At 39.9% G+C, this 21,066-nt stretch carries 25 protein-coding genes; 10 read left to right on the plus strand and 15 right to left on the minus strand.

The window, feature by feature from the left end; genetic code table 11:
- Positions 1-72: 72 nt before the first annotated feature.
- The 3 genes from phoB (at position 73) to RB215_RS03130 (ending at position 3,207) form a co-directional block, all read left to right on the plus strand.
- Complete coding sequence (gene phoB, locus RB215_RS03120) at positions 73-762, plus strand: phosphate regulon transcriptional regulator PhoB (protein ID WP_011327296.1); 690 nt, start codon at positions 73-75, stop codon at positions 760-762.
- 54 nt (positions 763-816) lie between these two features.
- Positions 817-2,148, plus strand: a complete 1,332-nt coding sequence (gene phoR, locus RB215_RS03125) for a phosphate regulon sensor histidine kinase PhoR (protein ID WP_309216864.1) — start codon at positions 817-819, stop codon at positions 2,146-2,148.
- Between the two features lie 90 nt (positions 2,149-2,238).
- Positions 2,239-3,207: a PstS family phosphate ABC transporter substrate-binding protein gene (locus tag RB215_RS03130; RefSeq protein ID WP_011327298.1), complete on the plus strand. Its 969-nt coding sequence runs from the start codon at positions 2,239-2,241 to the stop codon at positions 3,205-3,207.
- A 78-nt stretch (positions 3,208-3,285) separates the two neighbouring features.
- Here the strand turns inward: RB215_RS03130 and RB215_RS03135 are convergent, their stop codons facing one another.
- The 8 genes from RB215_RS03135 to sfsA all read right to left on the minus strand — a co-directional run bounded on the left by RB215_RS03135 (position 3,286) and on the right by sfsA (position 9,724).
- Positions 3,286-3,522, minus strand: coding sequence for a hypothetical protein (locus RB215_RS03135; RefSeq protein WP_011327299.1), 237 nt, complete (start codon positions 3,520-3,522; stop codon positions 3,286-3,288).
- Positions 3,523-3,552: 30 nt separating this feature from the next.
- Complete coding sequence (panC, locus tag RB215_RS03140; RefSeq protein WP_011327300.1) at positions 3,553-4,401, minus strand: pantoate--beta-alanine ligase; 849 nt, start codon at positions 4,399-4,401, stop codon at positions 3,553-3,555.
- Positions 4,401-5,195 carry a 3-methyl-2-oxobutanoate hydroxymethyltransferase gene (gene panB / locus RB215_RS03145; RefSeq protein WP_011327301.1) on the minus strand — a complete coding sequence of 265 codons (795 nt, stop codon included), beginning with the start codon at positions 5,193-5,195 and terminating at the stop codon, positions 4,401-4,403. The genes panC and panB overlap by 1 nt, the downstream gene beginning before the upstream one ends.
- A gap of 30 nt (positions 5,196-5,225) precedes the next feature.
- Positions 5,226-5,711, minus strand: a complete 486-nt coding sequence (gene folK / locus RB215_RS03150) for a 2-amino-4-hydroxy-6-hydroxymethyldihydropteridine diphosphokinase (RefSeq protein ID WP_011327302.1) — start codon at positions 5,709-5,711, stop codon at positions 5,226-5,228.
- Positions 5,712-5,716: 5 nt separating this feature from the next.
- Complete coding sequence (pcnB, locus tag RB215_RS03155; protein ID WP_309216865.1) at positions 5,717-7,138, minus strand: polynucleotide adenylyltransferase PcnB; 1,422 nt, start codon at positions 7,136-7,138, stop codon at positions 5,717-5,719.
- 193 nt (positions 7,139-7,331) lie between these two features.
- Positions 7,332-8,228, minus strand: a complete 897-nt coding sequence (gene gluQRS / locus RB215_RS03160; protein WP_208834614.1) for a tRNA glutamyl-Q(34) synthetase GluQRS — start codon at positions 8,226-8,228, stop codon at positions 7,332-7,334.
- Between the two features lie 20 nt (positions 8,229-8,248).
- Positions 8,249-8,692 carry an RNA polymerase-binding protein DksA gene (dksA, locus tag RB215_RS03165; protein WP_309216866.1) on the minus strand — a complete coding sequence of 148 codons (444 nt, stop codon included), beginning with the start codon at positions 8,690-8,692 and terminating at the stop codon, positions 8,249-8,251.
- Between the two features lie 315 nt (positions 8,693-9,007).
- Positions 9,008-9,724: a DNA/RNA nuclease SfsA gene (gene sfsA, locus RB215_RS03170; protein ID WP_089367800.1), complete on the minus strand. Its 717-nt coding sequence runs from the start codon at positions 9,722-9,724 to the stop codon at positions 9,008-9,010.
- A gap of 104 nt (positions 9,725-9,828) precedes the next feature.
- On the opposite strand from sfsA, the gene pepB reads away from it, so the two are divergent.
- Both pepB and RB215_RS03180 read left to right on the plus strand, forming a co-directional pair.
- A complete protein-coding gene (pepB, locus tag RB215_RS03175; protein WP_011327307.1) occupies positions 9,829-11,124 on the plus strand; it encodes an aminopeptidase PepB in 1,296 nt (431 codons plus the stop codon).
- A 187-nt stretch (positions 11,125-11,311) separates the two neighbouring features.
- Positions 11,312-11,878, plus strand: coding sequence for a phosphoribosyltransferase (locus tag RB215_RS03180; RefSeq protein WP_011327308.1), 567 nt, complete (start codon positions 11,312-11,314; stop codon positions 11,876-11,878).
- An 89-nt stretch (positions 11,879-11,967) separates the two neighbouring features.
- Here the strand turns inward: RB215_RS03180 and RB215_RS03185 are convergent, their stop codons facing one another.
- Positions 11,968-12,624 carry a Crp/Fnr family transcriptional regulator gene (locus RB215_RS03185; RefSeq protein WP_011327309.1) on the minus strand — a complete coding sequence of 219 codons (657 nt, stop codon included), beginning with the start codon at positions 12,622-12,624 and terminating at the stop codon, positions 11,968-11,970.
- Positions 12,625-12,901: 277 nt separating this feature from the next.
- On the opposite strand from RB215_RS03185, the gene RB215_RS03190 reads away from it, so the two are divergent.
- Positions 12,902-13,138, plus strand: a complete 237-nt coding sequence (locus tag RB215_RS03190; protein WP_011327310.1) for a YgjV family protein — start codon at positions 12,902-12,904, stop codon at positions 13,136-13,138.
- Between the two features lie 23 nt (positions 13,139-13,161).
- Here the strand turns inward: RB215_RS03190 and RB215_RS03195 are convergent, their stop codons facing one another.
- The 6 genes from RB215_RS03195 to RB215_RS03220 all read right to left on the minus strand — a co-directional run bounded on the left by RB215_RS03195 (position 13,162) and on the right by RB215_RS03220 (position 16,865).
- The gene (locus RB215_RS03195) at positions 13,162-13,830 is read right to left on the minus strand and encodes a FlgO family outer membrane protein (RefSeq protein ID WP_011327311.1); all 669 of its coding nucleotides are present in this window, start codon (positions 13,828-13,830) and stop codon (positions 13,162-13,164) included.
- A 113-nt stretch (positions 13,831-13,943) separates the two neighbouring features.
- Positions 13,944-15,617, minus strand: a complete 1,674-nt coding sequence (locus RB215_RS03200; RefSeq protein ID WP_309216867.1) for an amidohydrolase — start codon at positions 15,615-15,617, stop codon at positions 13,944-13,946.
- A gap of 123 nt (positions 15,618-15,740) precedes the next feature.
- Positions 15,741-15,977 (minus strand): EF-hand domain-containing protein, encoded by a 237-nt coding sequence (locus RB215_RS03205; protein WP_011327313.1) that lies wholly within the window; start codon positions 15,975-15,977, stop codon positions 15,741-15,743.
- Positions 15,978-15,984: 7 nt separating this feature from the next.
- Positions 15,985-16,221, minus strand: coding sequence for a hypothetical protein (locus RB215_RS03210; RefSeq protein WP_011327314.1), 237 nt, complete (start codon positions 16,219-16,221; stop codon positions 15,985-15,987).
- Between the two features lie 155 nt (positions 16,222-16,376).
- A complete protein-coding gene (locus tag RB215_RS03215; protein WP_058372653.1) occupies positions 16,377-16,604 on the minus strand; it encodes a hypothetical protein in 228 nt (75 codons plus the stop codon).
- A 27-nt stretch (positions 16,605-16,631) separates the two neighbouring features.
- Complete coding sequence (locus RB215_RS03220; RefSeq protein WP_011327316.1) at positions 16,632-16,865, minus strand: EF-hand domain-containing protein; 234 nt, start codon at positions 16,863-16,865, stop codon at positions 16,632-16,634.
- Positions 16,866-17,175: 310 nt separating this feature from the next.
- On the opposite strand from RB215_RS03220, the gene RB215_RS03225 reads away from it, so the two are divergent.
- The 4 genes from RB215_RS03225 to RB215_RS03240 are packed head-to-tail and all read left to right on the plus strand — an operon-like array spanning position 17,176 to position 21,054.
- Positions 17,176-18,633, plus strand: a complete 1,458-nt coding sequence (locus RB215_RS03225) for a HAMP domain-containing sensor histidine kinase (RefSeq protein WP_309216869.1) — start codon at positions 17,176-17,178, stop codon at positions 18,631-18,633.
- Position 18,634: 1 nt separating this feature from the next.
- Positions 18,635-19,177: a hypothetical protein gene (locus tag RB215_RS03230; protein ID WP_011327319.1), complete on the plus strand. Its 543-nt coding sequence runs from the start codon at positions 18,635-18,637 to the stop codon at positions 19,175-19,177.
- A 2-nt stretch (positions 19,178-19,179) separates the two neighbouring features.
- Positions 19,180-20,529, plus strand: a complete 1,350-nt coding sequence (locus tag RB215_RS03235) for a sigma 54-interacting transcriptional regulator (protein WP_309216870.1) — start codon at positions 19,180-19,182, stop codon at positions 20,527-20,529.
- 24 nt (positions 20,530-20,553) lie between these two features.
- The gene (locus RB215_RS03240; protein ID WP_309216871.1) at positions 20,554-21,054 is read left to right on the plus strand and encodes a DUF1543 domain-containing protein; all 501 of its coding nucleotides are present in this window, start codon (positions 20,554-20,556) and stop codon (positions 21,052-21,054) included.
- Positions 21,055-21,066: the final 12 nt, after the last annotated feature.

Raw genomic sequence — 21,066 nt, forward strand, 5'->3', positions numbered from 1 at the left:
CTAGGTTTTCATAAAAGTGTCATACTTAGTCATAATAATGAAAACAAATTCGATAGCTAAGAGATAAATGGAATGTCACGTAAAGTATTAGTCGTTGATGATGAAGCACCGATCAGAGAAATGTTGGTTTTTGTTTTAGAACAAAATGGATTTCAGGCAATTGAAGCAGAAGATTACGACTCTGCTATTGCGGCAATGGTAGAGCCATACCCAGATATGGTATTACTCGATTGGATGTTACCAGGGGGTAGCGGAATTCAAATTGCTAAAAAGTTTAAACAAAATGAATACACGCGCGCTATTCCCATTATTATGCTCACCGCTCGTGGCGAAGAAGAAGACAAGGTACGCGGCCTAGAAGTAGGTGCCGATGACTATGTTACTAAGCCATTTTCGCCCAAAGAACTCATGGCCCGCATTAAAGCGGTTATACGTCGTGTGTCGCCCACCTCATTAGAAGAAGCAATTGACGTACATGGCCTGCGTCTTGATCCTATTTCGCACCGCGTTACCTCAGGTGGCAGTGAGCTTGATATGGGGCCTACCGAATTTAGATTACTACACTTTTTTATGACCCACACCGAGCGCGTATATAGCCGTGAGCAATTACTTGATCAAGTTTGGGGTACTAACGTATACGTTGAAGACCGTACGGTTGATGTACATATTCGCCGCTTACGTAAAGCTATTTCACCCTTAGGACATGACCGCTTAGTGCAAACGGTACGCGGAGCAGGTTATCGCTTTTCAAGTAAATTATAATGTACTTGCAGCTTAACTAAGTACCAATGGATAGCGACTTTAAGGTAACAGTGTATGTATAGAGTTATTAATAAACGCACCTTAGTTAAACGGCTGTTTATCTATTTTATACCTTTACTGCTAATAGGGCTGTTAGTAGGTGCCCCATTTTTATTGTTATTTTTAGGCTCATTTTCGCTACTTATTTGGCACTACTACCAACTTTATCGTTTAAGTGATTGGTTGCTTAATCAACAAAGCTTTAACCCGCCCGAAGGAGAGGGTGCATGGGAGCAGGTATTCGAAGGTATTTATCAGCTGCAGCATCGTAATCGTAAAAAGCGTAATGAACTATCGGCATTAATTCATCGCTTTCGTGATGGTGCTGAAGCCATTCCTGATGCGGTGATAGTGCTGCAAAATGATTTAAGCATTTATTGGTGTAATCAACTGGCATTAAAAGTATTAGGCTTGCAGTGGCCTACAGATCAAGGGCAGCGTCTGGATAACTTAATTCGTGAACCTAAATTTGCTAAGTATATGCACCGCGGCCAATTTACCGAGCCACTGGAGCTTGAAAGTGGTCATAACATAGAGCAAATACTTGAGTTTAGAGTTATGCCCTATGCCAGCACACAGTTAATGGTAGTAGTACGCGATGTAACCCGCTTAAAGCAACTAGAACAAATGCGCAAAGACTTTGTTGCCAATGTGTCGCATGAACTGCGAACCCCGCTCACGGTGGTTACAGGCTATCTTGAGATGATGGATAGCGACATGATGCCACCGCCCGCAATGTGGAATAAAGCCCAAAATACTATGCTTGAGCAATGCAAACGCATGGACAGTTTAGTTACTCAGCTGCTATCACTATCGCGTATAGAAGGTGCGCGTAAGCAAAATAACGATAAAGCGGTTAATGTACCCTTACTACTTAACTATATTCAAACAGAAGCTAACTCAATTAATCAGCAAAAAAAGCATCAGCTTATTTTTAATATTGATACTTCCTTAGATATTAGCGGATCAGCAGATGAACTGCGCAGTGCATTCTCTAATTTAGTTTTTAACGCCATTCATTACACTAAACCAGGCGGAAAAATAACAATATGTTGGCAGCGTCAAAACGATCGAGCTTGCTTTAGCGTAACCGATAATGGTGATGGTATTGCGCCTGAGCATATAAATCGTTTAACGGAGCGTTTTTACCGGGTAGATAAAGCGCGCAGTCGCACTACAGGTGGTTCAGGCCTTGGGCTCGCAATTACCAAGCACGTATTAACTCGCCACAATAGCCAGTTAAATATTAGTAGTGTTTTGGGTCAAGGTTCGTTTTTTTCTTTTGATTTTTCAAGTAATAAAATAGTACCTATGAGCAGCACAGTACAAACAAGTGGCAAGTCATAAAAGTGTCATTTAAGGGTAATATCACTGTCATCTACACAATTTACAGTGAACACAGTTAAAAAATGGGACGAACAAATTGGAGAACCCCACATGAAATTTAAAAACTTAGTTGCCGCAATGGGTGTGGCTGTTACAACGTTTGTATCTGCACAAGCAGTCGCTTTGGATAACGCACTACCTGAGTATCAAAAAATTAGTGGTGTTTCAGGGAATTTTTCATCGGTAGGTTCAGACACATTAGCGAACATGATGACATTTTGGGCTGAAGAATATAAACGTATTTATCCAAATATAAATATTCAAATACAAGCAGCTGGCTCATCAACTGCGCCACCGGCATTAACCGAAGGCACAGCAAATTTAGGGCCAATGAGCCGTAAAATGAAATCAAAAGAAGTTGAAGCATTCGAAAAACGCCATGGTTATAAACCCACAGAAGTACGGGTTGCCATCGATGCACTTGCGGTATTTGTACACAAAGACAACCCTATAGAAGGGCTACGTATTGATGAAATAGATGCTATTTTTTCATCTACTCGTAAGTGCGGTGCAACGCAGCAAGTTAACCGCTGGAGTGACGTAGGTTTAACTGGAGAATGGGCTGCTAAAGATATTCAATTGTATGGGCGTAACTCGGTATCAGGCACTTATGGTTACTTTAAAAAGAAAGCACTGTGTAAAGGCGACTTTCGTAATAACGTAAATGAGCAACCGGGTTCAGCATCTGTAGTGCAGTCTATTTCATCTTCATTGAACGCGATTGGCTACTCAGGAATTGGCTATAAAACCTCTGGTGTACGCACAGTTCCACTGGCCAAAAAAGGCAGCCACTTTGTTGATGCAACGCTTGAAAATGTAGCACAAGGTAAGTATCCGCTGTCGCGCTTTTTATACCTTTACGTGAACAAGCACCCTAATAAACCATTAGCACCAATTGAAGCTGAATTTTTAAAAATGGTATTGTCGAAAGATGGGCAAAAAATTGTAGAAAAAGACGGTTATGTACCGCTTTCAGCCAAATTGGCTGAAGTTGAGCTTAAAAAGTTAGGCTTAAATTAAGTCACTAAATTATACGCAATAAAAAACCGCTCATTGAGCGGTTTTTTTATATTTACTGTTCAGGTACAAGCCTAATACTTATATGTTACCTAAGTTTTCGGCTTGTGCTTTACACTGATTATAGCTCTCAACACACTTAGCTGAGCATACTTGCTGCTTTAAACCTTCGCCAGTTGATTGTTGCTCACAACTACTTTCGCATTGATAGTTTTGTTGTGCACATTGATTTAACTCTGGATTTCCAGCGTTATTCTGACAACCTGCTAATAGCATAAATGTAAGGGCTACTGCGCTCATTTTTATTAAAGTATGCATGCTTATCCTTAAATGAAAGTCGCGGTTATATTAAACTTCAACCTGAAGGTTATCGATTAATCTAACACTGCCTAAATAGGCCGCGGCTAAAATAACAAATTTGTTATCATCGAGTGTAGCAGCTTTTAACGTATCTCGTTGAGCTATCGAAAAATAGTCTGGTTTTAATCCAGCTTGCTGTAAACTTTGTTTGGCTGTTTCTTCCAGCGTAGCAAAGTCAGTATTACCACTTTTAAGTTGCTCAGCGCAGTTATTAAGCACTTTAAAAAGTGCGGTGGCACTGTCTTTTTGCTCATTCGATAAGTAACCATTACGCGAACTCATAGCAAGCCCAGAGACTTCACGCATAGTTGATACACCAATAACTTCAACCGGAATCGATAAGTCGCGAGCCATAGTTTTAATTACTTGTAGCTGCTGAAAGTCTTTTTCGCCAAAACAAGCGTAATCTGGCTGCACTAAATTAAAGAGTTTAGTAACAACTGTTGCCACACCTCTAAAGTGCCCAGGGCGTGAACCACCACAATAACCTAATGAAATATCGGGTACATCTACAAAGCTTTGTGCAGCTAAACCATTAGGATAAATAGTCTCTACACTTGGCGTAAATACAATATCAGTTTCAAGGTCGGCTAAGCCACGCTTGTCCTCATCAAGGGTACGAGGGTAATTGTCTAAGTCTTCATTAGCGCCAAATTGCATAGGGTTAACAAAAATGCTTACTACGACTTTATCGGCCATCATTTTTGCTTTTTCGACTAACGAAAAGTGGCCTAAGTGCAAGTTGCCCATAGTGGGTACTAGGGCAATGCTTAATCCGGCTTGACGCCATGCTTTAATTTGGCTACGTAATGATTTAATTTCAGTAATTGACTGCATTATTTAAACTCGTGTTCGGCACTTGGAAAGGCACCGCTTTTTACATCGGTACAATACTTTTTAACGGCTTCAGGCATATTGCCTGTTTCGAGTAAAAAGTTTTTCGAAAATTTAGGAATAAACCCAGCAGAAATACCTACTAAGTCGTGCATTACTAATATTTGACCATCGGTAGTATTACCCGCGCCAATGCCAATAGTAGGAATAGTTAATGCGTCGGTAACGCGTTTTGCCAGTGCGCTTGGAATACATTCCAGTACTAATAATTGTGCGCCAGCCGCTTCAAGGGCTTTTGCATCGGCAATTATTTTTAGTGCTTGCTCTTCTGCACGCCCTTGTACTTTAAAACCACCAAACACATGTACCGACTGCGGCGTTAGGCCTAAATGACCACACACAGGAATACCTTGTTGAGTTAGGGCTTCAATGCTCTCAAAAAGCCATTCCCCCCCTTCTAACTTAACCATGTTAGCACCAGCACGCATTAGCTCAGCGGCATTTTTACAGGTGTCATTGGGGCTCGAATAAGTCATAAACGGCATATCAGCAATTACAAACAACTCACGGCTGCCCGCACGTACGCAACGAGTGTGATAGGCAATATCTTGATTAGTTACGCCAAGTGTATCGTCGCCGCCTTGTAATACCATACCCAAAGAGTCGCCAACTAAAATAACTTCAACGCCGTTATCATGAAATAACTTAGCAAAACTGGCATCATAAGCTGTTAAAGCAGTAATTTTATTTTTTTCTGCTTTCATTTTATTTAAAGTTGAAACTGTTATTTTAGACATAATTTTCTCACCGGCATAAGCCTTAGTTAATTACTGTGGTAATTGTTGTAAATTGTTAAGCGGTAATGTATTTGCAATAGTGTGTAGTGCAATGCCGCTGGGTAAAATAAGTTTTGGCGCAAGTTCTAGCAGTGGATACACAACAAACTCACGTTCAGTTAAACCATAATGAGGCACTATAAGGCGCTCGGTATTAATTGTTTGTGCGTCAAACAATAACATATCTATATCTAAAGTACGTGGCCCCCAACGCTCGGCTTTTCTAACACGGCCATGCTCAAGCTCAATTGCTTGGGTTAAATCAAGCAGCTTTTCAGGGCTAAGCGTAGTGTTTATGCAGGCAACGGCGTTAATATAGTCAGGTTGGTCTTGTGGGCCCATGGGCTTACTCGCATAGTAATGCGAAACACTTATAAATTCACAATCTGGCAGCTTTTTAAGCGCGGCAATAGCGTTATCAAGCTGCTTTTTTGGTGAGTTTAAATTGGCACCCAAACCTAAATAAACACAGTGCATAGAAGTTACTCTGTTGGCTTTTTAGGTGTACGACGGCGAGCACGTCTGCGTGGTTTTGGCCCCGCAGGCTGACCCAAGGTTCTTACCATTTCTTTTTGGCCATTAATATCTAGGCTCAAATATTGTGTCCACCACTGAGCAAGCTCGCTATGTTGTGTTTCTCCTGCCTCTACACGCATTAATAAAAAGTCGTATGCGGCTTTAAAGCGAGGTTGCTGCGTTAATCTGTATGCACGTTGGCCGGCACGTTTATCTAAACGATGCTGTATATGCCAAATGTCGCGTGCGCCTAAAGTAAAGCGTTTAGGAACAGCTATGTGCTGGGCGTTATCGCTAAGTACACTATTAATTGCTTGCGAAAATGCATCGTATTCAGAGAGCTGCTCTTCATTTTGTACTGTTTTAGTGCGCTCTAATAGCGGAAACCAAAGTAGCGCAGCAAATACATACGCAGGGGTTACTTTTTTATCTGCGTTAATACGATCGTCTGTATTTTTAAACATGTTTTCAATAAAAGTGGCTTCAAGCCCGCCCGGGTTATTATCTAAAATACGGTTTAGCTCTGGAAACAGTGAGTTAAATAGGCCGTATTTGCGCAGCATTAAGTAGTTAGCTTGTGCTTTGCCGTTTAAAAACAGTTTGAGTATTTCTTCAAACAAACGCGCCGGTGGAATGTTATCTAGCAAACTTGCTAAAGCAGTCATCGGCTTTTCGCTGCTTGGTGCAATTTTCATATCTAGCTTAGTAGCAAAGCGTACCGCACGTAGCATGCGCACCGGATCTTCACGGTAACGCGTTTCTGGATCGCCAATTAGCTCAATTTGTTTAGCTTTTATTGCGGCTAAACCATTGGCGTAATCGTAAATACAAAAATCGTTAATTGAGTAATAAAGTGCATTGATTGAAAAGTCACGGCGTTCTGCGTCTTCCTCAATACTGCCAAATACGTTATCGCGTAGCAATTGTCCTTGCTCACTCGATTGGCTTATTTGGTTTTTGTCCTCTGGCGCTTCGTGGTGCCCGCGCATGGTAGCTACTTCTATTATTTCACGACCAAATACAATGTGTGCTAAACGAAAGCGGCGGCCAATTAAACGACAGTTTCTAAATAACTTTTTAACTTGTTCTGGCGTGGCATTTGTTACCACGTCAAAATCTTTTGGCTGTTGACCTAACAATACATCGCGAATACAACCACCAACTAGGTAGGCGTCAAAACCACCGTCTTTTAAACGGTATAAAACTTTGATTGCATTTGGGCTAAATTGTTTACGAGAAATACCATGTTCACCTCGTGAGATCACTAGCGGTTCGCTGCTTATTGCCGTGTTTTCGGCACTGGCATTTGGGCCGATTATTTGTCGACAAAATTGAAAAAGCTTGGAAATAATAGTCTGTCTCCTAGAAGGTGTTGATTGACTTGCCATTGCAATCAAAATTACAGCAAATGTAGGTGTTATAACCTATTACTGGCTGATTAATGTAAATAGCATATATTTAGGCGGCTATCATATACCAGCAAGGTTTAAAAATTAAGTTGCTGCACTGAAATTAAGCCATTTTTAGCGATTTTTATTTACTTAAAGGTCTAAATTATTGCGCGCGGGGAGTTGTGGGCTGCTAAATTTGAATTTCAGCAAGGTTTGGCACTTGATTTAAGCTAAAGTTATTTACCCCCCATGCAAGTAGTTGCTCAATATTTAAGTCCATAAGCTGGTTATGTACTGCTAGGCCTAAAAACGCGAACACATCGATAAGTACCGGTTTAGGGTTTTGCTTACAAATTGCTGGCGCATAATTTTGCTTTGAGAGCTTAAAGCCTGGCTTTGCAACCGCTAAGGGTAAATGAGCAAATTGGGGTACTTGTCTATTAAGTTGTTTAAACAAACTGATCTGACGAACGGTAGGCTCAATTAGGTCAGCCCCTCTAACAATGCGCGTGATCCCTTGGTCTATATCGTCAATTACCACCACAAGCTGGTAGGCAAATAAACCATCGCTGCGCTTTATTATGTAATCTTCAGCAGCAAAGGCGTTATTAACGTTTATATCGCCTTGAATTAAATCGTTAAATTGGTTGGTGGCAAAGCTTTGGCTAAGGCGCAGGGCACTGTGGGTTATATCTTGGTGCAGGTTTTTACAATGACCTTGGTAAATTCCGCCAATAGCTTTAATCTGTTTGCGCGAGCAACTACAGGCATAAATAAGGTTTTTATTGTGTAAAGAGTTAACAACATCTTGGTATAAATCTAAACGTTGTGTTTGATAAACGACGTTTTCATCCCAGTGCAGAGAATAGGCTTGTAAGGTATTTAGAATGTCGGTGTCGGCGCCTTTTACAACGCGAGTGGTGTCTATATCTTCGATGCGAACTAACCATTTTCCTTGGTTAGCTTTAGCATCAAGATAGCTACCTACAGCCGCTACTAATGAGCCAAAATGTAATGGCCCAGAAGGAGACGGTGCAAAGCGACCGCAGTATTTACGCGTTGGCGTAATAACGGCTGTAGTAAACATAACTAATTAATATAAGTTAATTAGCCACGTCCAGATTGCTTTTCTTTAATTTCTGCAAGTGTTTTACAGTCTACGCATAAATCAGCAGTCGGGCGCGCTTCTAAGCGGCGAATACCAATTTCGATACCACAAGAATCGCAAAAACCAAAATCATCTTCTTTAATTAAGTTGATTGTTTTTTCAATTTTTTTGATCAGTTTACGTTCGCGGTCACGAGTACGCAGTTCTAAAGAGAACTCTTCTTCTTGCGCAGCACGGTCAACTGGATCAGGAAAGTTAGCAGCTTCATCTTGCATATACGATTTAGTACGATCAACTTCGTTGCGTAAATCGTTACGCCAAGTTTCTAAAATTGTTTTAAAATGAACACGTTGTGCTTCATTCATATACTCTTCACCTGGTTTTTCTTGGTATGGTTCTAAACCGGCTTGAGCCAATAATCCTAATCTATTTTGGTTTGGCATAACTCTCTCCTAAATCCTTAATTTAATGCCTCAGCATTAGCCGGCGGTATAAATAACAGAATCTTATACCCTAGGCAAATTTATTTTTAATTAATCGAATTAGCTGTAACCACGTTTATTGATTTAAAAGTATGATAAGTAATATTTGTACTTTTTTTAATCGCACTATCGGTTTCTAAACTTGCCTATATATGTGGGCTAAAAGTTAAAAAACAAGGTGTTACTTAAAGTTTACTTTATATATTTAGCCCATTACCGCTGCTTTATATTTGTATTTACCAAAACCTAATTACAACACTTTGTATTAAATGATGATTATATAAAAGGGAGCTTCTCTTTTAAGATGATTTCATTGGTAGAAATATCTGCTTTATATGCTAATACCTCAACGCCTTGGTTAATTGCCTCATTTAGTAACTGTGCATATTTATTGTCTATATGAGCAGCAGCGCTTACCTGGTTTATTCCCTGGTGCAGTACAGCAAAAAGCAATACTGCACGATGACCTTGCTCTACCATCTCTATTAATTCGCGAATATGTTTTTGCCCGCGCAGAGTTGGTGCATCAGGAAAGTAGCCTTGGCCACTGCGGGGGTTATCTTGGCTTAATAGCGTTACCGATTTAACTTCAACGTAGCAATTAGGACGCTCATCGCTGGTTAGTAAAAAGTCGATACGGCTGTTTTCGTTGCCATATTTAACTTCGCTTTGTAATTGCTCATAATTGCTCAGCTCACTAATAAGATTGGCATTTATAGCTTCAGCAACCACTTTATTTGCTACTGCGGTATTAACGCAAATAAGTTGCGATAAGCTATTTTGGGTGAGCTCTAACGATTGCGGGTATTTGCGTTTGCTATTAGTACTGGTGGAGTAAAAAGCATTAAAACCGGGTTCAGCGCAGCCAGTCATTTTACCTGTATTGGCACAATGGGCGGTAAACTCTGAGCCATCACTGAGCTGTAAATCAGCTAAAAAACGTTTATAGCGTTTTAATAAGGTGGCTGATTGCAGGGCAGGTTGGTACTTCATAATAACTTCCGTAGCGTAATTTATGTTATTTATCTCAAGCTGTTGGGAACTCAAGCGCTCTATAGTAAACTCGGTGGCACATTTAAGTGCAAGGATATTCTAACATGAGTGAAAAATTTGTTGTTCAACTAAGCGAGCAGTCAGCACCAAGCCATTGGGGCGAAAACGCGTCGTTATCTTTTAATGAACACGGGGCAACCGTTCATTTATCTGAGCAAGAAACATTAAAAAATGTTCAAAAAGCAGCGCGTACTATTGCTACTCAAGGCGTAAAAGCTGTTGAACTAACTGGCGATACTTGGTGTACCGAAAGCCAGTGGGCGTTTTATCAAGGGTTTGTAACGCCTAAATCGTTAAATGGCGTTACCTTTGTTGACAACGCACAGTCAGATATTAAAGAGCTAGGTAACTTAAAAACCTCAGCTATTTGGGCTCGCGAAATGGTTAACGGTACTGCCGATGACATTTACCCAGAAAGCCTTGCTGAAAAAGCCGCTGAATTTATTCAATCGTTAGCGCCTGAGCATGTGAGCTACCAAATTATTAAAGGCGATGCATTATTAGAGCAACAGTGGATCGGTATTCATGCTGTTGGCCGTGGTAGTGTTCGCCCGCCAGTTTTACTTGAGCTTGATTACAACCCAACAGGCGACGCAAATGCGCCAGTAAGCGCTGCGCTTGTAGGTAAAGGGATTACGTTTGACTCAGGCGGTTACTCAATTAAGTCAAGCGAAGGTATGCTAGGCATGAAGTGCGATATGGGCGGTGCTGCTACAGTAACGGCTGGTTTGGCGCTGGCTATTAATCGCGGTATTGAAAAACGTATTAAGCTGTTTTTATGCTGTGCAGAAAACTTAATTTCTGGCCATGCTTATAAATTAGGTGACATTTTAACGTATAAAAATGGCACTACAGTTGAAATTGTAAATACTGATGCTGAAGGGCGTTTAGTATTAGCTGACGGCTTAATGGCCGCAGGTGAGAGTGGTGCGCCATTAATTATTGATGCTGCAACACTAACCGGCGCTGCGCTAGTTGCTGTTGGCCAAGAGTACAATGCTTTGTTTGCACTTGATAAAGAGCTAGTACGTGAAGTTGAAGACTTTGCTTCTCAAGAAATGGAAGCAGCGTGGCCATTACCACTTGAAAAGTGGCATCAGCAAAACTGCCCATCGGCTTATGCCGATACAGCTAACAGCCGTGCGCAAAAAGGCGGTGGTTATGGTGGTGCATCAAATGCGGCTGGTTTCTTATCGCGCTTTGTAGCAAATGATGGCAAAGGCTGGGTGCATATTGATCTGGCAGCTGCATTTAATATGAGCAGCACTAACCAATGGGCTGCAGGCGCTACCACACAAGGCATGCGTACTGTTGCTCGCACCTTGTTAGAAAAAGCGTAATATTTGCAGAGTTAGTTTATTAAAAAATTATAATAGGCACCGTTTGGTGCCTATTTTTTTTGTGCTGCAAACAAGCATTTTGATTTAAATTACGGTAAAATCCCTCGCCTTAGATGTTTGAACGTTTCATTTACAGCTTTAATCTAAGCTGCGCTCAAATGTTGTACTCACCACTGGGATCCTAACTATGTCAGATAAGTGCTATATCACGGCTCAACAATTACTTGAAGATTCATTTCGCGTAGCAGCGCAAGTGTATAATGATGGCTTTCGTCCAGATTTCATTATTGGTATTTGGCGAGGTGGTGCACCCATAGGTATTGCAGTGCAAGAATTTTACGATTACAAAGGCATTGAAACCGATCACATTGCGGTACGTACATCGTCTTATTATGGCATTGGAAAGCAATCTAAAGAGATAAAAGTACACGGTTTACACTACATTGTAGAAAATGCTAATGCAGGTGACTCATTACTCATTGTTGATGATGTGTTTGACTCTGGCCGCAGTATTTTTGCATTAAAAGAAAAGCTTTCAGAGCTAATGCGTTTAAACTTACCGCGCGATATTCGTATTGCATGCCCTTACTACAAGCCTAAAAACTCTAAAGTAGACATGAAGCCAGATTACTATATTCATGAGTCTGAAGAATGGCTAGTGTTTCCGCATGAGTTATCGGGTTTAACACCGGATGAAATTATTGCTGGCAAATCAGACCTAGCAAAAATACATGACATTTTGCTAGAAAAATAATCAACCTGCATAAATAAAAAAAAGGCCATTAAGGCCTTTTTTTATGGATAAAACTTAACGTTTCAACCTATGTAACCTGATGTAATAAATTACAATTGCGCAAAGCTATCTACATATTGGCTTAGGCGCGGTATATCTACTGCTAATAAACCTTGGGTACTTCTTTGTACTAAGCTTTTTTCTACGAGTTCTGTTACAACGCGCCTGTAAGCGCGCTCAGTGGTTGCAAAACGTTCTGCTTCGGCATTTACCGTAGGGTATGCACGCAGCAGTGTAGGGTTGTTGTTCTCGGCTCTTAGTAGGCAGTCTTTAGCTATGTTATAGCTCAGTGGCAGTAATAATTTATCTAGGTTTATTTTTTGATTTTCTTGAAATTTAGCCGCTATAGTTTGTGCTGTGTATAAACTCAGCTCAGGTTTTTCAAGTAATAACGCACGCCAATGCTTTAACTCAATTAAATTATAAGTTACATCGCTAAAACAGGTTACTGTATAAATACAGGGGTTATTATTGAGCGCTTCTATTTCACCAATGAGGGTGTTATTGCAATCGAGTTGACCAAGCAGCAGGCGTCGTCCGTTACCTACATCGTAACTAAACGACACAGTTCCGCTGCGCACAAGTACCAACTTAGTTAAAGGCTGGTCTTGTTGTATTAATATTTCTTTTTTTGATTGCTGATAACTACTACCGGCAAAGGTAAGTAGTTGTTCAACAAGATAACTGGAAAAATGGTATTGAAACATCAATCATACTCTTCGGACAATTGTCCTATTTATTGCACCTTAATGGCGATAGCATCAAAGCTCTAAGAAATTATGTTAAATTAATTAACATATCAGGTGCTGCTAATATAATGGGCTGGCACTGTTGGACTAATTATTTGAGCAGTATAGCTGCTGATAACCAACAGAGTTTTAAGCCATTTATAGGTTAACTTTTATTTAGCTGTTACGTTGCTGTACAGATTCAATGTACTAAAGTTTAATATGCAATGCTAACCTAAAGCCTAGGAGAGAACAATTGAGTTGGGAATATTTAGGTTATATAGCATCTGCTTTACTGGTTGCATCGTTAACAATGACCGACGTGGTAAAGCTGCGTTGGTATAATTTATTTGGGTGTATCGCCTTTACTATTTATGGCTTAGCTATTGGTGCAGTACCCGTTGCCTTTACTAACGGCTTACTCGCGTTTGTAAACGCGTATCATATTATTAAATTATACCGTAATAAACAGCCAGAGCCTAAAAAGGATTAGCCTAAGCTAATCCTTTTTGGTTTTTATAAGATTGCGTCAAGCGCTATGCCGTCAACGCGGCGAGTGGGATATAACGACTCAACCACAAAACTAGGCACAAATCCTTTAGCCGAAGACACCACTACCTTTGACTTAGCGCCAATAATACGTGCGTTTACAATAACACCGCGATTGGTATAAGTAAGTGTGCCAGTCAAAGTGTATTCAATATGCGGGTAGCCTTTAATTTCTCGACCATTACGACTAAATGAAAAGTCGCCATTTGGGGTTACATGTACAGTACCTGTGTGTTTGTAATCTACAACAGATAATCCAAACTCTTGTAGTTCAGTAATAAAGCTCTCAGCTAAATGGTTACCAAAAATATTAGTTGTTTGTAGGTTATCATCTAAATTTACAAAAGAAGTAATGGCAATAGGGGTATTACTATTTATGTAATTCATATTTTCAATTAGCTTCATGGCTAATTGTTCGGTGTAATTACTAAGTAATTTACTGCTATTTATTGGGCGGTAATTTTTTTCTGGAAACTGCCAGTTACTCACGCGAGGCGAGTCATTTTGAACGTGCCTTTTGTTATGAGAATAGTCATTATGAGGAGCGTGACCATTGTAAACAGGGTGACTAGAACAAGCTGAAAGTGAAAGGGTAAAAAGTGCCGATAAAGTAAGAGATATTTTTTTAGATAACATGTTTTCTTCCTGAAACATAAGGGGATTTTTAAATACCCCACTTTATCGACACACTTTTTGATTACTTTAATTAAATTTTATCATTAATTTGTTATTTTCAGTTTGTATTCAGTTTATTGCGCAGTCACAGCCTCTTTTTCGTAACGAAGTTTGCCTGCAATCCATGTTTGTAATACGTTTATTTTATATAGTTCATCAACCGGGGCTTTAAAATAATCTTTATCTATTAAAATAAAGTCGGCCCACTTTCCTTGCTCTAAACTACCCACTTTAAACTCTTGATGCGCTGCATAAGCGCCGCCTAGGGTAAAAGCACGCAGTGCGTCTTCACGGCTTAATACTTCGCTAGCACGCCAGCCCTGGGTTGGTTGTTGGTTGTGATCCATACGAGTAATTGTTGCATACAAGCCATCAAAAGGATTTGCCAATTCTATTGGGTAGTCAGATCCTGCTGCAATCACTGACCCTTGTTTTAAAAAGGTTTGCCATGCATAAGCACCCGCTAATTGCTTTTCGCTTAAGCGTTGCTCTGCCATGTGCATATCAGAGGTGGCATGCACTGGTTGCATTGAAGGAATAATTTTTAATGTTTTAAAGCGCTTAATATCATCAAGCGTTACTATTTGTGCATGCTCCATACGGTTACGTAGTAAAATTCCGCCGGTTGTTTTAAATACATTTTTATAAGCATCTAGTACGATGTGGTTAGCTTTGTCACCAATTGCATGGGTGTTGGCACTAAAACCGCTTTTAAAACTAAGCGTAAATAGCTCTTCTAGTTTTTGCTGGGTTTCGAGCATTAAGCCATGGTGGTTTTTTCTGTCGGCATAATCCTCAATTAGCGCCGCGCCACGCGAACCTAATGCGCCATCAGCATAAACCTTAACGCTGCGAATAGACATAAAGTCGTTGGCATCTTGGTATCGACCTGCTTTTAACATGGTTTTTAAATCAGGACTCGCGCCACTGAGCATTGCCACAATACGCAGTGGTAAATTGCCTAGTTCACCGCGTTCTTTGTATAATTCCCAAGTGGTTTTATCTATACCCGCATCATGGGTTGAGGTAATCCCTAAACTTAATAAATGATTACCGGCAGCATCTAAAGAGTCACTAAGAGTTTGTTTTGATGGTTTTGGCATAAATTGTTTAATTAACGATTCTGCTTTATCTACAAATATACCAGTAGGATTGCCAAATTCGTCTTTAATAATTTCGCCGCCTTCTGGCGATTGGGTGTTTGCAGTAATACCCGCAAGCTCTAGGGCTTTGCTATTTACCCAAATAGCGTGGCCATCAATTCTCGATAGTACAATAGGGCGATCGCTCACTACTTTGTCTAAATCGGCAGCGGTAGGAAACTGCTTTTTTTGCCACAGCTCTTGATTCCAGCCACGGCCAATAATCCAACCTTGTTTGTTATTTGCAAATACCTTGAGTTTATTAGTAACTTCATCAATAGAAAGCGCACCGCGTAAATCTAATTGTGACAGGTTATTACCTAAACCAATAATGTGACCGTGTGCGTCAATTAAACCCGGTAATAGCGTATTGCCATGAGCATCAATAAGCTTTGCATCAGGAAAGCTATTTTTTAGCGTATCGCCGCCAAGTTTAACTACTTTACCGTTTTTTATAACTAAAGTAGAAAACTGCTGCACTTCACCTTTGTACAAAGGTGTGTAGCCGTTGGCGTTGTAAATAACTTTAGTTTGCGCAATCGCAAGGCTTGAGCCTGCGCAAAGGCAAGCGAGTAGCAAAGGTTTGATTATTTTTTTGAGTGGCATAGTGAGCTTATTTTTATTGTTAATGGCTTTAACATAACAAACTCACTTTTATAATACCAACCACTTGAGGTGGTTGGATTGTTATTTGTGCAGAGTAAGCCAGTTAATTTATTGGTAAATTAATTACTGACTTGCATAAAGTGTAAATTCGCTTAAAGAAAGGTGGCCGTCTTTGTCTTTATCGTAACTTGCAAAACGAGACCATAGGGCAGGGTCACTGGCTGTTTCTGCTCGGCTTAATAAGCCGTTTTGGTTACGATCAAATTTTTCAAATTGCTTGGCAATGTTATTGCTGCTGGCAAAGCTTGGTGTGCTACAAATACTAAGCGCAACGAGCGCTATATAGCTTATATTTTTCATAAATTACTCAGTAGAGGTTATTCGTAAGATAATTTTTAAATTCAACCAATGAAATTTTATTATCTTGGTTTTTATCCCATTTGCTAAAGTTGTTTAGTAAGTGCGGTTGAGCCTCAAGCTCATGGTGAATTAAATAGCCGCTTTGATCTGTATCAAGGTGATCAAAACGTTGCTTTACATCAAGTGCTAATGAATTAAAGCTTAGTAATAATAAGCAACTAACTAAACAAGCGCGTATCTTCATGGTGCTCCTTCGCAAAGCTCATTTTAATGTCATTCGTAATAAAATAAAGTACTTGCCATAATTTAACGCCCAACATTAAATCCATTTACACACTCCCTCAGGGGTTATAGCAAATACTTTTAGTTAATTTTACAAGACCAAACTTGAATTTAAACTTAAGGCTTAAACGCCTCAAACTCTTTTTTAGAGATCATTTCATCGTTATTTACATCTAAATCAGAAAACTGTTTCATTACTTCTTTATCTTTTTTGGCTTCGGTAATAGATATTTTTCCATCCATATTTTTATCTAAAAAAGCAAAACGAGCATTAAACGATGAAGCCAGGGCAGTAGCACTAATAACTAAAAACAGTAACGAAAATGCGGCTATAAGCTGTTTCATAAAAAACTCCTTTGGTTACTAGGTTAGTTACTTAATAAACTGTTTAAACTCATCTAGCGACAGCTGACCATTTTGATCAGTATCTATTTGTGAAAAGTTTTCATGAAGTACGGCGTCCTCACCAGCTTCAGCTTCGCTGAGAGTACCGTTACTGTCTTTATCAAGTTCATTAAAAGTAGCTTGTACATCCATTGCCAGCGCGTTAGCGCTCAAAAAGCCTAGCGCAACGATTGGCATAATAATTAAAAAGCGATTACTCATGGTCATTTCCTTATAAGATAAACTTAGATTAACTATTACAAAAACGATGCCAATTATTTTTACCGTTTAAATTCAGTTACTTATGGTTTTTGGTGTTATAGGTTAAGCAAGTTTTACAGGTATCTGTGTGTTTTTTGCAACGAAATTTGGCTTATAAATAAAGAAGCAATATAAATCAAAGAGTTGAGTTGTTGCTGTTTGGCAACAGGCGGCTTTGCAGTACGAATAACAGATATATAAATTGATTCAGCTAGTGTATAACTTAAACGCTTAATAATAGGCTGTTTAAAGTTACTAAAGGATGGATGCAATGCCAGCAGCGATGGCTGAAAAATACAAAGCAATACTTAATTGGCGCCCTAATTTAATTAGCCAGTTTGTAATGAGTATGCTGCTGTCGTTATTACCCTTATCGTTAGTGGTTATTGTATTTTTAAATGCGCTTAATAAGCAGTTAGCTGTAACTCAGCAAATTGTTAGTAATAACTACCAAGTAACTAAATCGTTTAATATTTTAAAACAAGAACTCAATAGTTTAGAGCGCGCTACTCGGCAAAATTGGGTACTAAAAAGTGAGTCACTCGATACGCTCATAGTTGATAAGTGGCAAGCATCGCTACAAAGTATTGAAGATCTTACACGTATAGCGCCCAGTAAAAGTCACACCGCACAATGGCAGCGTTTAACGAATACTCTGCAACTAGCACACACTCGACTTGTTGAACAAAAACAACAGCAGGTAGCCTTGTTTTTACCTATTAGCGATTTACTCGCCGAACTTACCTTATGGTTACGCGATAAAAGCGAAACCCAAATTACTAATAATCAAAAAGAAATAGCGCAGTTACAAACTTCATTTATTAACTGGCTAGTGGCGCTAATTCCGCTAACACTCTTAGTAGGAGGCGGTTTTTTGTGGCGTATAAGTGGCCGCTTAAAAAGCCTGACTAAAATTATTGGTAAATTAGGGCAAGGTGACTGGCAACAAAAAATAGCCGTGCAAGGCTCAGCAGAGCTAGTTGAATTAGGTAATAAATTACAATGGGTGCAAGCTCAGTTACATATACTTGAGCAGCAAAAAGACACCTTTTTACGCCACGTTACCCACGAACTTAAAACACCTCTAGCCTCAATGGTCGAGGGCACCGACTTGCTCAGCGATGAAATAGTTGGCCCTATAACTAAAGAGCAACGCGCTGTACTTGAGCTTATTAGCCAGTCTATGGTGCGCCTTCGTACTATGATTGACAGCCTACTTAGTTATAACGCGATTCGTACTAGTAAAGACAGCGTAAGTGAGGTTGAGTTTAATCATTTAATTAATAAAATTAATAGTCATTTTGAGCACCGCCTAACAGCCCGAGAGCAAACCCTTATTTGGCATAACAACTTACCTAATAAGGCGCTTGCGTTACCTGGGGAGTTAATTGAAATGATTTTAGTGCAATTAATTTCTAATGGCTTAAAGTTTTCACAACACGGGCAGGCAGTATCTATAGCGTTAACCTTTGAGCACAGTAAGCTAAAAATGGCGATAAGCGACGAGGGATGCGGAATTAAAGAGCACGAAAAAGCACATGTTTTTAGCGCATTTTATCAAGGTAAGCATAGCAAAAATGTTACGCTACAAGGCAGTGGCTTAGGCTTAACTATTGTTAAAGAGTCAGTAGAGCAATTAAACGGACAATTATTAATAGAGCAAAATGAACCCCAAGGTTGTCGATTTTTAATTACGCTTCCCATAATAACAAATCAAGGAGTTAACTAGCATGACCTCGCGTTTAATGGCTATTTTATGTGTGTGTGGCAGTGCCATCATTTTATCGGGGTGCAAAACTAATAACCCCCAACAGCAAGTGGTTGATAGCCCAGTGGCGCAAACTCAAACTAAAGTAACGAGCGATAAAAACAGCCAGCCAAGCCCAAAGCCTCGGCCTAAAAGCGATCCTATGTATCCCCCTGCGGAGCAAGTAATAGCCTGGCATGCTAATAAATGTGGTGGTTTTAAGTTAACCCCAGATAACAAAGATTTTGTTGGCGAAAAAGAACTAAAAAACTTTTTTCAATTTATGTGTTTAAACACTAGTAGCGATCCTAATACGGTAATGAGTAAGTTACTTAAACTTGACCAAGCTTACTATTGGCCAGACGATATAAAACAGTATTTATGGCTACAAAAACAACAAGTAACACTACAAATAAATGCTAAAAAAGAGCAGCAAGCACTTAATAATAAAATGCAACAAACGCTCTCGTCATTAGCAACCATAGAGCAGCAACTGTTATTACGCGAAGAAACTAAGGAGCAGTAGTTATGCCAGCAATAAAACCGCAAGGTGCAAAAGTATTATTAGTGGATGACGATGCCAGCTTATTAAAATTGCTTGCTATTCGTATCGAATCAAAAGGCTACGAGGTTACCACCTGCGAGAGCGGCCTAACTGCGTTACAAATATTAAAAAGCCAAGTGTTCGATGCCGTAGTAACCGACCTGCGCATGGACGAAATGGATGGCATGGCACTGCACCGCCAATTGCAAAGCCGCTATCCGGCATTGCCCGTTATTATGATGACAGCGCATGGCTCTATTCCTGATGCGGTAGAGGCTACCAAACAAGGCATTTTTGCATTTATTACCAAACCAATAGATAAAGACGAGTTATTCGACAGCTTAGCAAAAGCGATAGAAATACACGGCGTAAATGCCGATGAAATAATACCCACTAGCAATATAGTTACCCGTAGCGGCGCTATGCTACATTTGCTAGAGCAAGTTAAACTGCTAGGGCCAACGCAAGTTAACGTATTAATATCGGGAGCCAGTGGTACGGGTAAAGAGTTATTAGCTCAAGCTATTCATCAGCATAGCCATGTAAGTAAAGGCCCATTTGTAGCGATAAACTGCGGCGCAGTACCGGGTGAACTGCTAGAGTCAGAATTATTTGGTCATAAAAAAGGCTCGTTTACTGGGGCAATAAAAGATCACCAAGGACTGTTTCAACAAGCTGAGGGAGGCACCTTATTTTTAGATGAAATAGGTGATATGCCGCTAAATTTACAAGTTAAGTTACTGCGCGTATTGCAAGAAAAAACCATACGTCCAGTCGGCTTTCAAGAAGAAATAGCCATAGATGTTCGCATTGTATCGGCAACTCATAAAAACCTCCCCGAAGCGATTATAAATCAGCAGTTTAGGGAGGATTTATACTACCGCTTAAACGTGGTTAATTTAAAACTCCCTCCTTTGTGCGAGCGTCGCGAAGATATAAGTCTACTTGCAAAATACTTTAGCGCCAGTATTGCAAAGCGAATGAAGCAAAGCGAAAAACACTTTGCCAACGACGCCATGCACGCACTCGTGCGTTACGACTGGCCAGGTAATATTCGCCAACTTCAAAACGTGGTAGAGCAAGTTGTAGCACTTACCCCAAGCGAAGTTATTTCAGAGCATTTAGTGCTAAGTGCATTAAATAGCAACGAAAAAAATGTAGAGCCATTGTCGCTAAACGACGCTAAAAAAGAATTTGAACGCGACTACGTAATAAACACCCTTAAAATGGCTGGTGGAAATGTCGCCGAAGGCGCAAAACTAGCTAAACGTAACCGTTCAGATTTTTATAAACTGATTAAAAAGCACAATATAGATGTTGATAATTTAGCTTAAATAACCAATTTATAGGAACTAAACATGCAGTTATTCATGGTGTATTTAGGTGGGCGAATTCAGGGCTGTCACATAGAAATGCACGACATTCGTTTTGTAGTTGGGCAAAACATTGAGCAAACCTATACTAAATTAAAAAGCCAATGGGTGGGCGACAAAAACAGCGTGCATATGGATAGCTACATGGCAATTAACCACATAGATGGTTATAAAGTTACAGTAAGCGACACGCCCGTTGAGCAAACTAAACAGCTTTACTTTGTAAACTTAGGCGCCTACAGAAGCGATTTAATGGCTGAGCAACACGACTTTACACTGTATGTAGCAAGCAGTAGTCAAGAGGCCAAACAGCGCGCTAAAAACGATTTACTCGCTGGCTTTAGCCATATTCATAAAGATGATTTACACGACGTAGACGATTGCTTTGCAATAGATTTACTCGACAGCCAGCTTAGTATAAAACTGACCCCAAGTGGGCAAGCACAAAAAATTAAACCTGATTGGTTTGGTTATCATGTACTTTAAACACATAACGCA

The organism is Pseudoalteromonas sp. HL-AS2, assembly GCF_031198805.1.
Taxonomy (GTDB): Bacteria; Pseudomonadota; Gammaproteobacteria; order Enterobacterales; family Alteromonadaceae; genus Pseudoalteromonas; species Pseudoalteromonas nigrifaciens.

Bases quoted from the DNA above. Each gene is read 5' to 3' on its own strand.
- RB215_RS03210 (WP_011327314.1), bottom strand. From the start codon at position 16,221: ATGAAGATACGCGCTTGTTTAGTTAGTTGCTTATTATTACTAAGCTTT.
- phoB (WP_011327296.1), top strand. From the start codon at position 73: ATGTCACGTAAAGTATTAGTCGTTGATGATGAAGCACCGATCAGAGAA.
- pepB (WP_011327307.1), top strand. From the start codon at position 9,829: ATGAGTGAAAAATTTGTTGTTCAACTAAGCGAGCAGTCAGCACCAAGC.
- RB215_RS03200 (WP_309216867.1), bottom strand. From the start codon at position 15,617: ATGCCACTCAAAAAAATAATCAAACCTTTGCTACTCGCTTGCCTTTGC.
- RB215_RS03195 (WP_011327311.1), bottom strand. From the start codon at position 13,830: ATGTTATCTAAAAAAATATCTCTTACTTTATCGGCACTTTTTACCCTT.
- RB215_RS03130 (WP_011327298.1), top strand. From the start codon at position 2,239: ATGAAATTTAAAAACTTAGTTGCCGCAATGGGTGTGGCTGTTACAACG.
- pcnB (WP_309216865.1), bottom strand. From the start codon at position 7,138: ATGGCAAGTCAATCAACACCTTCTAGGAGACAGACTATTATTTCCAAG.
- RB215_RS03205 (WP_011327313.1), bottom strand. From the start codon at position 15,977: ATGAAAAATATAAGCTATATAGCGCTCGTTGCGCTTAGTATTTGTAGC.
- RB215_RS03230 (WP_011327319.1), top strand. From the start codon at position 18,635: ATGACCTCGCGTTTAATGGCTATTTTATGTGTGTGTGGCAGTGCCATC.
- sfsA (WP_089367800.1), bottom strand. From the start codon at position 9,724: ATGAAGTACCAACCTGCCCTGCAATCAGCCACCTTATTAAAACGCTAT.
- gluQRS (WP_208834614.1), bottom strand. From the start codon at position 8,228: ATGTTTACTACAGCCGTTATTACGCCAACGCGTAAATACTGCGGTCGC.
- RB215_RS03225 (WP_309216869.1), top strand. From the start codon at position 17,176: ATGCCAGCAGCGATGGCTGAAAAATACAAAGCAATACTTAATTGGCGC.
- panB (WP_011327301.1), bottom strand. From the start codon at position 5,195: ATGTCTAAAATAACAGTTTCAACTTTAAATAAAATGAAAGCAGAAAAA.
- RB215_RS03240 (WP_309216871.1), top strand. From the start codon at position 20,554: ATGCAGTTATTCATGGTGTATTTAGGTGGGCGAATTCAGGGCTGTCAC.
- RB215_RS03235 (WP_309216870.1), top strand. From the start codon at position 19,180: ATGCCAGCAATAAAACCGCAAGGTGCAAAAGTATTATTAGTGGATGAC.
- folK (WP_011327302.1), bottom strand. From the start codon at position 5,711: ATGCACTGTGTTTATTTAGGTTTGGGTGCCAATTTAAACTCACCAAAA.
- RB215_RS03180 (WP_011327308.1), top strand. From the start codon at position 11,312: ATGTCAGATAAGTGCTATATCACGGCTCAACAATTACTTGAAGATTCA.
- dksA (WP_309216866.1), bottom strand. From the start codon at position 8,692: ATGCCAAACCAAAATAGATTAGGATTATTGGCTCAAGCCGGTTTAGAA.
- RB215_RS03220 (WP_011327316.1), bottom strand. From the start codon at position 16,865: ATGAGTAATCGCTTTTTAATTATTATGCCAATCGTTGCGCTAGGCTTT.
- RB215_RS03185 (WP_011327309.1), bottom strand. From the start codon at position 12,624: ATGTTTCAATACCATTTTTCCAGTTATCTTGTTGAACAACTACTTACC.
- RB215_RS03215 (WP_058372653.1), bottom strand. From the start codon at position 16,604: ATGAAACAGCTTATAGCCGCATTTTCGTTACTGTTTTTAGTTATTAGT.
- phoR (WP_309216864.1), top strand. From the start codon at position 817: ATGTATAGAGTTATTAATAAACGCACCTTAGTTAAACGGCTGTTTATC.
- RB215_RS03135 (WP_011327299.1), bottom strand. From the start codon at position 3,522: ATGCATACTTTAATAAAAATGAGCGCAGTAGCCCTTACATTTATGCTA.
- panC (WP_011327300.1), bottom strand. From the start codon at position 4,401: ATGCAGTCAATTACTGAAATTAAATCATTACGTAGCCAAATTAAAGCA.